Here is a 13,564-nt window from a genome sequence, read left to right as displayed (position 1 = left end):
CTGTTCGCTGTACCAACCCGTGACATCTCCTGGCTGTACTAACCGTCACAACCCCCTGGGTCATCCCCGCATGGGCATGACTCTGTGATTCCGGTCCTGACAAAGGATCAGGCGAAAGGAAGGCAGCCTTGCGGCCAAAGATTGCTCGCTTCGGCGGCGCGCTTGCCGTTGGTATGGCTCTCACGCTCGGCCTCGCCGCGTGCGGCGGCGGCACTGAACCTGCGGCGCCCGGTGGCGGGGAGGCGGCGCCCACCACTGTCAAGATTGGCTTCATGGGCGACCTGACCGGTTCCAACGCGGGCATTGTCATTCCGCCCAGGAACGGCGCGAAGCTGGCCATTGACCAGTACAACGCGACCAACCCCAAGGTCAAGATCGAGATGGTGGAGTACGACAGCCAGGCTGACGCCACCAAGGCCGTCGGTCTCGCCCAGCAGGCCATCAAGACCGACAAGATCGTCGCTCTGGTGGGCCCCGCGTTCTCCGGTGAGTCCGCCCAGGTGGCGCCGGTGCTCGAAGAGGCGAAGATTCCCAGCGTCTCGGCCTCGGCGACCAACGCCGCGCTCGCGCAGAATGGCTGGAAGTACTGGCACCGCGTCCTGCCGAACGACGGTGTTCAGGGCCCCGGCATCGCCGACTTCATCGCCGGCGCCGCCGCGGCCAAGAACGTCTTCGTCATCGACGACAAGTCCGAGTACGGCAAGCCGCTGGCCGACGCGGTCCGCGCTCAGCTCAAGGCCAAGGGCGTGACCGTCACCGACGACTCGCTCGACCCGGCCGAGAGCGACTTCTCCTCGGTGGTCAACAAGGTGGCCGCGGGCAAGCCCGACGCCATCTTCTTCGGCGGCTACTACGCGGCGGCCGGCCCGCTGCTCAAGCAGCTGCGCGACAAGGGCCTGAAGGACGCGAAGTTCTTCAGCGGCGACGGTTCGCTGGACAAGGGCCTCATCGAGGGCGCCGGCGCGGCCAACGCGGAGGGTGCGCTCGTGGGCTGCCCCTGCTACATCGCCACGCCTGAGGTGACCGACGAGAAGGTCAAGAAGTTCGCGGCCGACTACAAGGCCGCCTACAACGCCGACCCGGCCATCTACGCCACGGAGGGCTTCGACGCCGCGTCGGTCTTCGTCGAGGCGATCAAGGCCGGTAAGGTGACTGCCGAGGACATCAACACCTTCATCCAGACGGTCGACTTCCCCGGCGTTTCCAAGCAGGTGAAGTTCGAGTCCAATGGTGAGGTCGTGGCCAAGGACATTTACATGTACCAGGTCAAGGGCGGCAACATCACCCTGCTCGGCAAGGCATCCGAGGCCAAGCTCGGGTAACGGTCTCCCGCCTGTCTCTCAGGTGAGATCGGGTAGTTGACGCGCGGGGAGCGGGATCGCCGCGAGCGGTCCCGCTCCTTTCGCGCATCTGCTACCGGCAGTGCAGGAGAATCCTCGCCTAGAAGTGGTTATCGTCTCGTGTTCAATGACTTCATCGCTCAGTTCTGGCCGCAAACCATCGACGGCCTGGCGTTCGGTTCCATCTACGCGCTGATCGCGCTCGGGTACACGATGGTGTACGGCGTGCTGAGGCTGATCAACTTCGCCCACTCGGAAGTGTTCATGATCGGCACTTTCGGCGCGATGTTCGTGCCGTTCGTGTTCGGCATCAACACTCCGTTGACCGGCGTGGCGCTCGTCGGGCTGATCCTGGCCATGGTCGCCGCCGGCGCTCTGGCCTCGGCGGGCACCGCCGCGGCGCTCGAGCGGATCGCCTACCGTCCGCTGCGCAAACGTGGCGCCTCACGCCTGGCCGCGCTCATCTCGGCCATCGGCGCCTCCATCTTCCTGCAGGAGCTGTTCGCGCTCCTGGTCATCCCCACCGTCTTCAACAGACCTGAGCGCGGCCGCATTCAGATGGGCCTGCCGCGCATCATGGAGCGCACGGAGCTGTTCTCGATCTTCGGCCACAAGGTGATGACTCACCAGGTGTTCGTGGTCGTGGCGGCGATCGGGATGATGATCCTGTTGGAGCGGCTGGTCAACCGAACCAAGATCGGCCGAGGCATCCGCGCCACCGCGCAGAACCCCGAGGCCGCGGTGCTGATGGGCGTCGACATCAACAAGATCGTCCAGATGACGTTCCTCATCGGCGGCGCGATGGCCGGTGTGGCCGGTGCGCTGTATTTGCTGGCATATGAGAACACCAACTACTACATCGGTTTTCTCTTCGGTATCAAAGCCTTCACCGCCGCGGTTCTCGGCGGTATCGGAAACCTTCGCGGGGCCTTGGTCGGCGGAATCGCGCTGGGGCTGGTGGAAAACTACGGCGCCATCATCTTCGGCTCCGACTGGAAGCACGTGATCTCGTTCACGGTCCTCGTCTTGGTCCTGATGTTCCGGCCCACCGGGCTTCTCGGTGAATCACTTCAGCAGGCGCGCGCATGAACCAGAAGAATCCCATGTCAAGTATCCGATCCGCGTGGGCGGGTTTCTCCGACCGCATGCACCACGCGTGGTCCGTTGCCCCCTGGTGGCAGCGGTGGGCCGTCTACGTGCTGCTCATCATCGGCGCGCTGCTGCTTCCATCGGACTCGCTGGCGCCGATCATGTCGCCGTACTCCGACTGGGCCAGCGTGCTGTTCTTCCCGATCGGCACCTTCGTGGTGCTGGCCATCGGCCTCAACGTCGTGGTCGGCCAGGCCGGTCTGCTCGACCTCGGGTACGTCGCCTTCTACGCGGTGGGCGGCTACTCGATGGGTCTGCTGGGCACCGAGCTGGGGTGGAACTTCTGGGAGATCATGGTCGTCGGCATCCTCATCTGCGCCCTTTCGGGCGTGGTGCTGGGCGCACCGACGCTGCGACTGCGCGGTGACTATCTGGCGATCGTCACCCTGGGCTTCGGTGAGATCATCCGCATCACGGCCCGTAACACCGACGCGATCGGCGGTCCGAACGGCATCCGCGGCATCCCGCATCCGCCGAGCATCGAGGGTGTGGAGCTCTTCGGCGTCCAGATCTTCAAGTACGGCGTGCTGGACCCGAGGCCGTACTACTACATGCTGGTCGGGCTGGCCGTCATCGTGATCATCCTGGTCAAGCGCTGGGAGAAGAGCCGGGTCGGCAGGGCCTGGGCGGCCATCCGCGAGGACGAGGACGCCGCCGAGGTGATGGGCGTGCCGACGTTCAGGTTCAAGATGCTCGCCTTCGCCATCGGCGCCTCGATCGGTGGCGCGATGGGCGTGGTCTGGGCCGCGAAGGTCATCTCGCTGAACCCGAACGACTTCCTGTTCCTGCTGTCGGCGACGATCCTGGCCGCGGTGGTCATGGGCGGCGCGGGCAACCTGCCTGGCGTCATGCTGGGCGCGTTCATCGTGGCGTGGCTGCCGGAGCGTTTCCGCGGCCTGCAGGAGTACCGCATGCTGATCTTCGGCGCGGTGCTGGTCGCTCTGATGATCTTCAGGCCGGAGGGCTTGTTGCCTTCCAGACAGCGAAAGGCTGAACTGAAGGAGGGATCGGGCGGCATGGGCAGCCTCGGCGCCGAGGTCGCGGGTCCCGAGACGAAGCCCGAGGCGGTCGAGGGAGTGAGCAAGTGAGCCAGGAGAAGAAGGCCCTGCTCGAGCTGCGCGGGCTCACGATGCGCTTCGGCGGCGTGACGGCGCTGCGCGGGGTCGAGCTCACCGTGAACGAGGGTGAGATCTTCGCGTTGATCGGCCCGAACGGCGCGGGCAAGACCACGGTGTTCAACGTGGTCACCGGCGTCTACCAGCCGACCGAGGGCGAGGTGCGCTTCGCCGGCGAGAAGATCAGCGGCATCAAGCGCTTCAAGATCACCAAGCGTGGCGTCGCCCGTACGTTCCAGAACATCCGGCTGTTCCACAACATGTCGGCGGTGGAGAACGTCATGGTGGGCGCGGACGCGCACCACAAGTCGGGCATGGTGAGCGTGGCCCTCGGCCTGCCGTGGCACCGCAAGGCCGAGCGTGAGGGCCGGGCGCTGGCCATGGAGCTGCTGGAGTTCTGCGGCGTCTCCCATCGCGCCGACGACTACGCCAAGAACCTGCCCTACGGTGACCAGCGCCGCCTGGAGATCGCCAGGGCGCTGGCGACCAACCCGAAGCTGCTGCTGCTCGACGAGCCCGCGGCGGGCATGAACCCCGCGGAGAAGGAGGCCCTGCAGCAGCTCATCAGGGACATCAGAGACGCGGGGCGCACCGTCCTGCTGATCGAGCACGACATGAGCCTCGTCATGGGCATCAGCGACCGCATCAGCGTTCTCGACTTCGGTGAGAAGATCGCGGATGGGCTGCCCGACGAGGTGCGGAACGACCCGCGGGTCATCGAGGCGTACTTGGGGGCACCCGCAGATGCTTCTTGAGGTCAAGGACATCCACGTCCACTACGGCAAGATCGCGGCCCTCAAGGGCATCTCGGTCGAGGTGAACGAGGGCGAGATCGTCACGCTGATCGGCGCCAACGGCGCCGGCAAGACGACGACGCTGAAGACCATCTCCGGCCTGCGTCCGCTGTCGTCGGGTTCGGTGGTCTTCGACGGGCGCGACATCAGCAAGATGCCCGGCCACAAGCGGGTCGAGGCGGGCCTGGGCCAGTCGCCCGAGGGCCGCGGCATCTTCCCCGGCATGACCGTCCACGACAACCTGCTGATGGGCGCCTACGCGCGCAGTGGCGACATCGCCCCTGAGCTGAACGAGGCCTACGAGCTGTTCCCTCGGCTGGCCGAGCGGCGCACCCAGTTCGCGGGCACGATGTCGGGCGGCGAGCAGCAGATGCTGGCGATCGGCCGGGCGCTGATGGCCAAGCCGAAGGTGCTGCTGCTGGACGAGCCGTCGATGGGCCTGGCACCGCTGCTGGTCAAGCAGATCTTCGACATCATCGAGGAGATCAACCGCAGGGGCACGACGGTCCTGCTGGTGGAGCAGAACGCTCAGCAGGCGCTGCAACTGGCGCACCGGGCGTACGTGCTGGAGACCGGGAAGATCGTCAAGAGCGCTCCGGCGCACGATCTGCTGAACGATCCCGCGGTGCGGGCCGCCTACCTGGGCGGCGACCTCGGTGAGCCGAGCGCCAACGGTCACTGAACGGCGCGGCGGGCGAGGCCTTTACGGGCCTCGCCCGCTGTCATTTCAGGCTCACCTGGGCGCCATCGGTGCCGGGATAGCCGATGGGCGGGTCGCCGTACAGCTTGATGGCGGTGGGTCGGGCGTCCTTGGGGATGTCGAACCAGAGGTCCATCTCCAGCCGCACGCCCGCGCCGACCGGGATCTCGACGGGCTGGCGCTTGGTGATCTGCGCGGTGTCGCTGATCGGGAAGGTGCGCCCGTCGGCGATGACCAGTCGCTGCCTGCGAGCGTCGAACCGGGATGTGGATCTTCCCGGATTTTCCACCACGACACGGACAGTGATGAACTGCCCCTTGGCCGGCCACTCGGCGTGACTGCCTGAGAGGCTGGCCTGACCGGTCTGCAGGCCGATGACCTGGAACCGGGCGTCGCCGTCGGTGACGGGCGCGGCGTGGATCGGGACCTCGTTGACGCGAACCGGCCGGGCGGGCAGGTCGTAGGTCGGCCTCGCCTGTGCTCGCTCCGGCGCGGGTGCCGAACTGCAGGACGTCAGCGCCACCAGGGCGCAGGCGATGAGGATGGGTCGGCGCACGTCGCCACGGTACGAGGAGGACGGCGCGTTGTGACAGAGGTCCGTCACAAGAGATGTTGACCAGATATTCGGCCTATGTCGAAAGACTTACGCTTGTAGGAAGTTGTCCGATTGTGTCTGAGCGGTGATCTGCCTGGTGACAAGCTTGCGGGAGCATCTCTGCGACAAGACCAGGAACCGAAGGGGACCGTTGTGAGTATGGGTACTCTTTCCCGCCGCGCGCTCGCGGCTGGCACGTTCGTCGTCGCGGGCGCGCTGACGCTCACGGCCTGTGGTGGCGGCGGCACGACCGGCGCCAGCCCCGCGGCCCCCGCGGCCACCGGGGCCACGGCCGCGCCGAGTCCGCAGAACACGCTTGCGGCGATGGTGCCTGACGCGATCAAGTCCGACGGCAAGCTGGTCGTCGGCGTCGACGCCTCCTACCCGCCGAACGAGTCGGTCGACCCCGCCTCGCAGAAGATCGTGGGCTGGGACGTCGAGCTGGTCGAGGCCATCGCGGGCAAGCTCGGCCTGACCGCCGAGTTCCAGAACGCCGGATTCGACACGATCATCCCTGGACTGCAGTCGGGCAAGTACGAGCTCGGCGCCTCGTCCTTCACCGACAACAAGGAGCGGGAGAAGGTCGTCGACTTCGTCACCTACTACTCCGCCGGTACGGCGTGGGCGACGCTGAAGGGCAACCCCAAGGGGGTCAACCCCGACGACGCCTGCGGCAAGAAGATCGGCGTCCAGCAGGGCACCGTCCAGGTCGACGACATCAAGGCCAAGAGCGAGGCGTGCGTCAAGGCCGGCAAGCCCGCCATCGAGCAGGTCGTGCGCAAGCAGCAGACCGAGGTCAACGCCGACCTGGTGTCCGGCAAGATCGACGGCATGCTCGCCGACTCGCCCATCGTCGGCTACGCGGTCAAGCAGACCGGTGACAAGCTGGAGATCATCGGCCAGGCCTACGACACCGCGCCGTACGGCTACGCGATGAGCAAGAACTCGGGGACCTTCAAGGACGCCTGGCTCGGCGCGGTGAAGGAGGTCATCGCGGACGGCACCTACAAGTCGATCCTCGACAAGTGGGGCGTCGGCGACGGCGCCATCACGGACCCGGTGATCAACGGCGCGCAGGGGTAACCCATGGAAGAAACGGAGAGGGCGCGGCCTGAAACGATCAGAGCCGTGCCCGTCCGCCATCCGGGCCGGTGGGTCGCGGCGGCTGTGATCGTGGTGCTCGGCGCGATGCTGGTGAGCAACGTGATCACCAACCAGAACTGGAACTGGCCCGAACAGTGGAAGTACTTCCTGTCCGAGCCCGTGCTCAACGGCGTGCGCAACACGATCTGGCTCACGATCGCCGCCATGATCGGCGGTGTCGGCCTGGGCATCGTGCTCGCGCTCATGCGCCTGTCGGCCAATCCGCTGATGCGCGGCGCGTCCTGGCTGTACCTGTGGGTCTTCCGCGGCACCCCGCTCTACACGCAGCTGCTGATCTGGGGCAACATCGGCGCGCTCTTCCCGCAGTTCGGGATCGGCATCCCGTTCGGCCCCGAGTTCGTCACCTGGCCGACCAACGCGCTCTACAGCGCGGCGCTGATGGCGGCGGTCGGCCTGATCCTCAACGAGGCGGCCTACATGGCCGAGATCATCAGGGCGGGCATCCTGTCGGTCGATCCGGGCCAGCAGGAGGCCTCCCAGGCGCTGGGCATGACCCGCATGCAGACGATGCGGCGGATCGTGCTCCCGCAGGCGATGCGGGTCATCGTGCCGCCGACCGGCAACGAGGCGATCTCGATGCTGAAGAACACCTCGCTGGTGGCGGCCATCCCGTACCTGGAGCTGACCTTCACCGCGCAGACGATCTACGCCTCGACGTACCAGGTCATCCCGATGCTGATCATGGCGTGCATCTGGTACCTCATCCTCTCCTCGATCATGATGGTGGGGCAGTACTACCTGGAGCGTCACTACGCGAAGGGGTCACACCCCGGCGGTGGCCGGGTCAGGGTCATAGGCGGGGCGGCATGAACGACGTGATGGTCAGGGCCGAGCAGGTCTGCAAGAGCTTCGGCCACGTCGATGTGCTCAAGGGCATCGACCTCGAGGTGCGCAACGGCGAGGTGATGTGCGTCATCGGCCCGTCCGGGTCGGGCAAGTCCACGTTCCTGCGCTGCATCAACCACCTGGAGAAGATCAACGCCGGCCGCCTGTGGGTGGACGGCAAGCTGATCGGCTACCGCGAGCACGGCGGCAAGCTCCACGAGCTCAAGGAGAGGGAGGTCGCCGCGCAGCGCAAGGACATCGGCATGGTGTTCCAGCGCTTCAACCTCTTCCCGCACATGACCGCGCTGGAGAACGTCATGGAGGCGCCCCAGCGGGTCAAGCGCGAGTCCTCGGCCGCGGTACGCACCAGGGCCGCCGAACTGCTCGAGCGGGTGGGGCTCGGCGGGAAGATGCGCAACTACCCCGCCCAGCTGTCGGGCGGCCAGCAGCAGCGCGTCGCGATCGCCAGGGCGCTGGCCATGCAGCCCAAGCTCATGCTCTTCGACGAGCCGACCTCGGCGCTGGACCCCGAGCTGGTCGGCGAGGTGCTCGACGTCATGAAGGGCCTGGCGAGGGACGGCATGACCATGGTCGTGGTCACCCACGAGATGGGCTTCGCCCGCGAGGTCGGCGACTCGCTGGTGTTCATGGACGACGGGCTCGTCGTCGAGAAGGGGGCGCCGCGAGAGGTGCTGGCGAACCCGCAGCACGAGCGGACGAAGCTCTTCCTGTCGAAGGTGCTCTAGCCGTACAGAGGAACCCGGGGGGGCCTTTGGGACCGTGCGGGGCTTGCTCGGCCCCACGCGTTTTCTACTCGGCCTCCCCGCGGGCTCTGCCGGCTCAACCGTAGCGACGGGTGGGGCGGGCGCGCAAAGGGTGCGCGCAAGTCACCGGTGTCGCTCAGGCGTCCCGCAGCATGCAGGTGATGCGCGAGGTGCACACCCTGCGGCCCTGCTCGTCGGTGATCACGACCTCGTAGCTGGCCAGCGACCTGCCGCCGTGCAGCCTCGTCCCCACGCCCGTCACGTAGCCCTCGGTCGCCGATCTGTGGTGGGTGGCGTTGATCTCGATCCCCACCGCGATGCGGTCGGGGCCCGCGTGGATGGCCGCCCCGATCGAGCCGATCGACTCGGCCAGCACCACCGAGGCGCCGCCGTGCAGCAGGCCGTACGGCTGGGTGTTGCCCTTCACCGGCATCCTGGCCACTACCCGCTCGGCGTCGGCCTCGACGAACTCGATGCCCATCCGCTCGCCGAGCGTGCCCTTGTTCAGCTCATTCACCACGGTCACGTCGAACGTCAAGGGGAGGCCTCCTGTGCCTAGAGCTCACGTTATCTGTCGCACATGGAGACTAGGCTGCCAGTGTGCCGAAGAGTGAAGTGACCCCCGCCCGTCCTTGCCTGCTGCTCCTGGATGGGCATTCGCTTGCCTACCGGGCGTTCTACGCCCTGAAGGACGCCAACCTGATGACCACCGACGGTCAGCACACCGAGGCGGTCTACGGGTTCACCTCGATGCTGACCAACATCCTGCGCGATGAGCAGCCGACCAACGTGGCGGTGTGCTTCGACAGGTCGGAGCCGACCTTCAGGCACGCCGAATACGCCGACTACAAGGCCAACCGCAGCGAGACGCCCGAAGACTTCCGCGGCCAGATGCAGCTGATCTTCGAGCTGCTCGACACGCTGCGCATCCCGCACCTGTCGCTGGCGGGCTACGAGGCCGACGACCTGATCGCCACGCTGGCCACGCGCGCCGCGGCCGAGGGCATGAGCGTGCTGATCGTCACCGGCGACCGCGACGCGCTCCAACTGGTTAGCTCGGACGTCACGGTGCTGATGACCAGGCGCGGCATCAGCGACATGACGCGCTTCACGCCCGAGGCGGTCGTCGAGAAGTACGACCTGACGCCGCAGCAGTACCCCGACTTCGCCGCGCTGCGCGGCGACCCCAGCGACAACCTGCTGAGCATCCCAGGGGTGGGGGAGAAGACCGCGGCCAAGTGGGTGCGCGAGTTCGGCTCGCTGACCGCCCTGGTCGACCGGGTCGACGAGGTCAAGGGCAAGGTCGGCGACAAGCTGCGCGAGCACGTCGCCCAGGTCCTGATGAACCGCCGCCTGACCGAGCTGCTGCGCGACGTGCCCGTCGAGGCCGACCTGGCCGAGCTCAAGCAGGGCGGGTGGGACCGCGAGGAGATCAACAAGCTGTTCGACTCGCTGCAGATCCGCGGCGAGCTGCGCGAGCGCGTCTTCAAGGTGCTCGGCACCGGCGAGGCGGAGCCCGAGCGGGGCTTCGAGGTCGAGACCGTGATCCTCGGCCCCGACCGGGTCGCGGGGTGGCTGTCGGCGATGCCCGAGGGTCGCGCGGGGCTGACCTTCAAGGGCGCCTACGGCAGCGGCACCGGCCGTATCGACGGCATCGCGATCGCCTCGCCCGACGGCACCGCCGCCCACATCGACCCGACGAGGCTCACCGAGGCCGACGAGAGCGCTCTCAGGGCGTGGCTGGGCGACGAGGCGAGGCCGAAGGCCGTCCACGACGCCAAGGGCCCCATGCTGGCGTTGTGGGCCCAGGGGATGGAGCTGAAGGGGCTTTCCTGCGACACCGCGCTCGCCGCCTACCTGGCGATGCCAGGACAGCGCACCTTCGCCCTCGAAGACCTCGCCCGCCGCTACCTCCACCGCGACCTCAAGGTCGAGGAAGACTCCGGCGGCCAGGCCGCGCTGTTCGGCGACGACGAGGACGCCCCCGCCAAGGACCTGGCGCTGCGCGCCCACGCGGTGGCCGAGCTGGCCGACTCGCTGGAGTCGTTCCTGGCCGGGCGCGGGGGCACCCAGCTGCTGGAAGACGTCGAGCTGCCGCTGCTGAGCGTGCTGGCCGAGATGGAGCGGGCCGGCATCGGCGCCGACCGCGAATACCTCGCGGGCCTGGAGTCGGAGTTCGGCGCCGCCGTCAAGCAGGCCGTCGAGGAGGCCCACCGGGTGGTCGGCGAGCCGTTCAACCTGGGCTCGCCCAAGCAGCTGCAGGAGATCTTCTTCGTCAAGCTCAACCTGCCCAAGACCAAGAAGACCAAGACCGGCTACACCACCGACGCCGACGCGCTCACCTGGCTGGCCACGCAGACCGACCACGAGCTGCCGATCATCATGCTGCGCCACCGCGACCAGCAGAAGCTGCGCACCACGGTCGAGGGCCTGATCAAGGAGATCACCGAAGACGGGCGCATCCACACGACGTTCAACCAGATCGTCGCGGCCACGGGGCGGCTGTCGAGCGAGAAGCCCAACCTGCAGAACATCCCGATCCGCACCGCCGAGGGCCGCCGCATCAGGCAGGGCTTCGTGGTCGGGGAGGGCTACGAGACGCTGCTGACGGCCGACTACAGCCAGATCGAGCTGCGCATCATGGCCCACCTGTCGGGCGACGAGTCGCTGATCGCCGCCTTCGAGTCGGGCCACGACTTCCACCAGGCGACCGCCGCCCGCGTCTTCGACCTGCCACCCGAGCAGGTCGACGGCGAGCTGCGCGCCAGGATCAAGGCGATGAACTACGGCCTGGCCTACGGGCTGTCCGACTTCGGCCTTTCGGGGCAGCTCAACATCCCCGTCGCCGAGGCCAGGGCGCTCAAGGAGGAGTATTTCGAGGAGTTCGGCGGCGTCCGCGACTTCCTGCACGAGATCGTCACCCAGGCCCGCAAGGACGGCTACACCGAGACCATCATGGGCCGCCGCCGCTACCTGCCCGACCTGACCAGCGACAACAGGCAGCGGCGGGAGATGGCCGAGCGGATGGCGCTCAACGCGCCGATCCAGGGGTCGGCCGCCGACATCATCAAGGTCGCGATGCTCCACGTGAGCCAGGCGCTGCGCGAGGAGGGGCTCGCCTCGCGGATGCTGCTGCAGGTACACGACGAGCTGGTGTTCGAGGTGGCTCCGGGCGAGCTGGAGACGCTCAGGCAGGTGGTGTGTGACCAGATGAACTCCGCCTACAGCCTGCGCGTACCGCTGGAGGTCTCCGTCGGCGTCGGCCGCACCTGGGAGGACGCCGGCCACTGACCCGCGTCGCGCCCCCTTCTCCGTGGCCCCTGTCTGCGCGGCCCATCTACGTGGCTGCTTCTGTACGGCACGCACGGGAGGGGCCACCGTAGGCACGGGGCGGGTGTCCGTCCATCACGCCACTCCAGACCCACGGGGCCGGGGCCGCAGACATCGGGTTCGTCGGCCGCCTTCTTCGGCACCCGGGCCGGGGTCCGCACGCGCCCGACCGGGACCCCGCCCCATCGAGACCTCTCCCGCCTGCGGCTTGGTTCGCGCGGCCGTCTCGCCCGGTCCGGCGCGGGATCGGGCAGGCAGGCCGGGGGTGAGGCACGGTCGGGTCGCATCGCGGCCCAGCCTGGTCGGCCATTCGTCCATAGGCCCGGTCGTGCGGTCTGGTCGCCCGGTGGCCCGTTCGCGGTGCGGTTGGCCGGTCGTGGGGTTCGGCGGCGGGTTGGAGCGGGAAGGTGGGGCGGCGGCGCACGGCGGGTCCCGCACCGCCGAGTGGGTCGCGCTGTCGGGCAGATGGGTCGCGTCGGCGGATGCGGGGCACTGGCCGGGCGCTCCGTCGTGAGCGATCTCTGTGACGTTCTGGACTAGGCTGAGGTGATTGGTCTGCCCCCGATCGGCACGGGAGTTCAGTGCGGAATTCAGCGTTGCTCGCGCGGATCATTGGGCTGGCCAACCTCGTGGTGATCACGCTCGCCATCGCGACCCTTCTGCTGCTGCCCACCCCGGACCAGCCCGCGGGTCGCACTGCGGCCGTCGGCACGGCCAAGCCGTCCAAGAAACCCGCGATTACGCCAGAAGCGAAACTCGATCTGCCGAGCTCCGACCTGCCGCCGGGGGTCACCGCCACGCCCGAGTTCGCCAGGCAGGTGAAGGCCAACGAGCTCGGCCTGGTCCCGGTGATCATGTATCACCGGATCCTGAAGAAGCGGTTCGCGTCGATCGACCGCACGCCCTCGCAGGTCCGCCAGGAGCTGGAGAAGCTGGCCAGGCAGGGCTACGTCCCGATCACCGCCAAGGAGTTCGTGACCGGCGACATCAGGGTGCCGGCCGGCAAGTTCCCCGTCGTGCTGACCTTCGACGACGGTCACGCGAGCCACTTCGCGCTCGACGGCGGCGGCATGCCCAAGAAGGACACCGCGGTCGGGATCATCTACGACGTGGCGAAGAAGTACCCGAGCTTCAGGCCCGTGGCCACCTTCTGGATCAACCACTACCCCTTCGGGCTGCGAAACCAGGAGGACCAGGCCAGGGCCGTACGGTGGCTGACCGAACGCGGCTTCGAGGTGGCCAACCACACCTGGTCCCACCCCAACCTGGCCGTGCTGTCGAAGAAGAAGGTCAGGGAGCAGATCGTCAGGCTGGAGCGGTTGCTGAAGAAGCTCGGCGCGCCGGCCTCCGACACGCTCGCGCTGCCGTTCGGCTCCATGCCGTACCCGAAGAAGATCGCCAAGGCCGGATCGTGGGACGGCACCGGCTACGACTTCGCGGGCGTCTTCCTCGCGGGCGCCGAACCCTCGTTTTCGCCCTACGCGAAAAATTTCGACGCGGGCGCGATCCAGCGGATCCAGAGCAACGGCAAGCGGGGCGAGTGCCGGAAGTGGTGCTCGCAGTACTGGCTGGAATGGCTGAACAAGCACCCTGGTAAGAGGTTCGTCTCCGACGGAGACCCGCAGCGGATCTCCATTCCACGCAAAACTGCGGGTAATATCGCTGCCAAGCGGAGAGCCCAGCTCAACGCCTACTAGATGAATGAGTCCAAGGGGTCTGGTCAAGTTCAGTGGTCGTAGGGGATCAGAGACCGTTTGATCGGCTGGCCGGTCTTGTCGTTGTGCCAGA

General features: G+C 67.5%; 12 protein-coding genes. 10 read left to right on the top strand and 2 right to left on the bottom strand.

What is annotated here, in order from left to right; all coding sequences use genetic code 11:
• The first annotated feature begins 173 nt into the window (after nucleotides 1–173).
• The 5 genes from ACFXJ8_RS02795 to ACFXJ8_RS02775 all read left to right on the top strand — a co-directional run bounded on the left by ACFXJ8_RS02795 (nucleotide 174) and on the right by ACFXJ8_RS02775 (nucleotide 5,080).
• On the top strand, nucleotides 174–1,322 hold the full coding sequence (locus ACFXJ8_RS02795; RefSeq protein ID WP_379642548.1) for a branched-chain amino acid ABC transporter substrate-binding protein: 1,149 nt from the start codon (nucleotides 174–176) through the stop codon (nucleotides 1,320–1,322).
• A 138-nt stretch (nucleotides 1,323–1,460) separates the two neighbouring features.
• Complete coding sequence (locus ACFXJ8_RS02790) at nucleotides 1,461–2,429, top strand: branched-chain amino acid ABC transporter permease (RefSeq protein ID WP_379642072.1); 969 nt, start codon at nucleotides 1,461–1,463, stop codon at nucleotides 2,427–2,429.
• A 14-nt stretch (nucleotides 2,430–2,443) separates the two neighbouring features.
• Entirely contained in the window at nucleotides 2,444–3,577 is a 1,134-nt protein-coding gene (locus ACFXJ8_RS02785; RefSeq protein WP_379642071.1) for a branched-chain amino acid ABC transporter permease, read from the top strand.
• 41 nt (nucleotides 3,578–3,618) lie between these two features.
• Entirely contained in the window at nucleotides 3,619–4,359 is a 741-nt protein-coding gene (locus ACFXJ8_RS02780; RefSeq protein WP_379642547.1) for an ABC transporter ATP-binding protein, read from the top strand.
• Nucleotides 4,349–5,080, top strand: coding sequence for an ABC transporter ATP-binding protein (locus ACFXJ8_RS02775; RefSeq protein WP_379642070.1), 732 nt, complete (start codon nucleotides 4,349–4,351; stop codon nucleotides 5,078–5,080). The genes ACFXJ8_RS02780 and ACFXJ8_RS02775 overlap by 11 nt, the downstream gene beginning before the upstream one ends.
• Nucleotides 5,081–5,120: 40 nt before the next feature.
• On the opposite strand, the gene ACFXJ8_RS02770 is transcribed toward ACFXJ8_RS02775, so the two are convergent.
• Entirely contained in the window at nucleotides 5,121–5,654 is a 534-nt protein-coding gene (locus tag ACFXJ8_RS02770) for a DUF4352 domain-containing protein (protein ID WP_379642069.1), read from the bottom strand.
• Between the two features lie 198 nt (nucleotides 5,655–5,852).
• Between ACFXJ8_RS02770 and ACFXJ8_RS02765 the strand changes: the two genes are divergently transcribed.
• Genes ACFXJ8_RS02765 through ACFXJ8_RS02755 form a run of 3 tightly spaced genes read left to right on the top strand, consistent with a single transcriptional unit; the run spans nucleotide 5,853 to nucleotide 8,428 of the window.
• On the top strand, nucleotides 5,853–6,776 hold the full coding sequence (locus ACFXJ8_RS02765; protein ID WP_379642068.1) for an ABC transporter substrate-binding protein: 924 nt from the start codon (nucleotides 5,853–5,855) through the stop codon (nucleotides 6,774–6,776).
• Between the two features lie 3 nt (nucleotides 6,777–6,779).
• Nucleotides 6,780–7,667 carry an amino acid ABC transporter permease gene (locus ACFXJ8_RS02760; protein WP_379642067.1) on the top strand — a complete coding sequence of 296 codons (888 nt, stop codon included), beginning with the start codon at nucleotides 6,780–6,782 and terminating at the stop codon, nucleotides 7,665–7,667.
• Nucleotides 7,664–8,428 carry an amino acid ABC transporter ATP-binding protein gene (locus tag ACFXJ8_RS02755; protein ID WP_379642066.1) on the top strand — a complete coding sequence of 255 codons (765 nt, stop codon included), beginning with the start codon at nucleotides 7,664–7,666 and terminating at the stop codon, nucleotides 8,426–8,428. Before ACFXJ8_RS02760 ends, ACFXJ8_RS02755 begins: the two co-directional genes overlap by 4 nt.
• 154 nt (nucleotides 8,429–8,582) lie before the next feature.
• On the opposite strand, the gene ACFXJ8_RS02750 is transcribed toward ACFXJ8_RS02755, so the two are convergent.
• Nucleotides 8,583–8,927, bottom strand: coding sequence for a PaaI family thioesterase (locus tag ACFXJ8_RS02750; RefSeq protein ID WP_379642546.1), 345 nt, complete (start codon nucleotides 8,925–8,927; stop codon nucleotides 8,583–8,585).
• A 119-nt stretch (nucleotides 8,928–9,046) separates the two neighbouring features.
• Here ACFXJ8_RS02750 and polA point away from each other — a divergent pair, with 119 nt between their 5' ends.
• Together polA and ACFXJ8_RS02740 are read left to right on the top strand one after the other, a co-directional pair.
• The gene (polA, locus tag ACFXJ8_RS02745; protein ID WP_379642065.1) at nucleotides 9,047–11,737 is read left to right on the top strand and encodes a DNA polymerase I; all 2,691 of its coding nucleotides are present in this window, start codon (nucleotides 9,047–9,049) and stop codon (nucleotides 11,735–11,737) included.
• Nucleotides 11,738–12,357: 620 nt separating this feature from the next.
• Nucleotides 12,358–13,473 carry a polysaccharide deacetylase family protein gene (locus tag ACFXJ8_RS02740; RefSeq protein WP_379642064.1) on the top strand — a complete coding sequence of 372 codons (1,116 nt, stop codon included), beginning with the start codon at nucleotides 12,358–12,360 and terminating at the stop codon, nucleotides 13,471–13,473.
• The last annotated feature ends 91 nt before the right edge of the window (nucleotides 13,474–13,564 follow it).

The organism is Nonomuraea sp. NPDC059194 (assembly GCF_042754765.1).
In the GTDB taxonomy this organism is placed as follows: Bacteria; Actinomycetota; Actinomycetes; order Streptosporangiales; family Streptosporangiaceae; genus Nonomuraea.
Note: the sequence above shows the minus strand (reverse complement) of the source record. Positions and strands in the feature narration are given on the sequence as shown.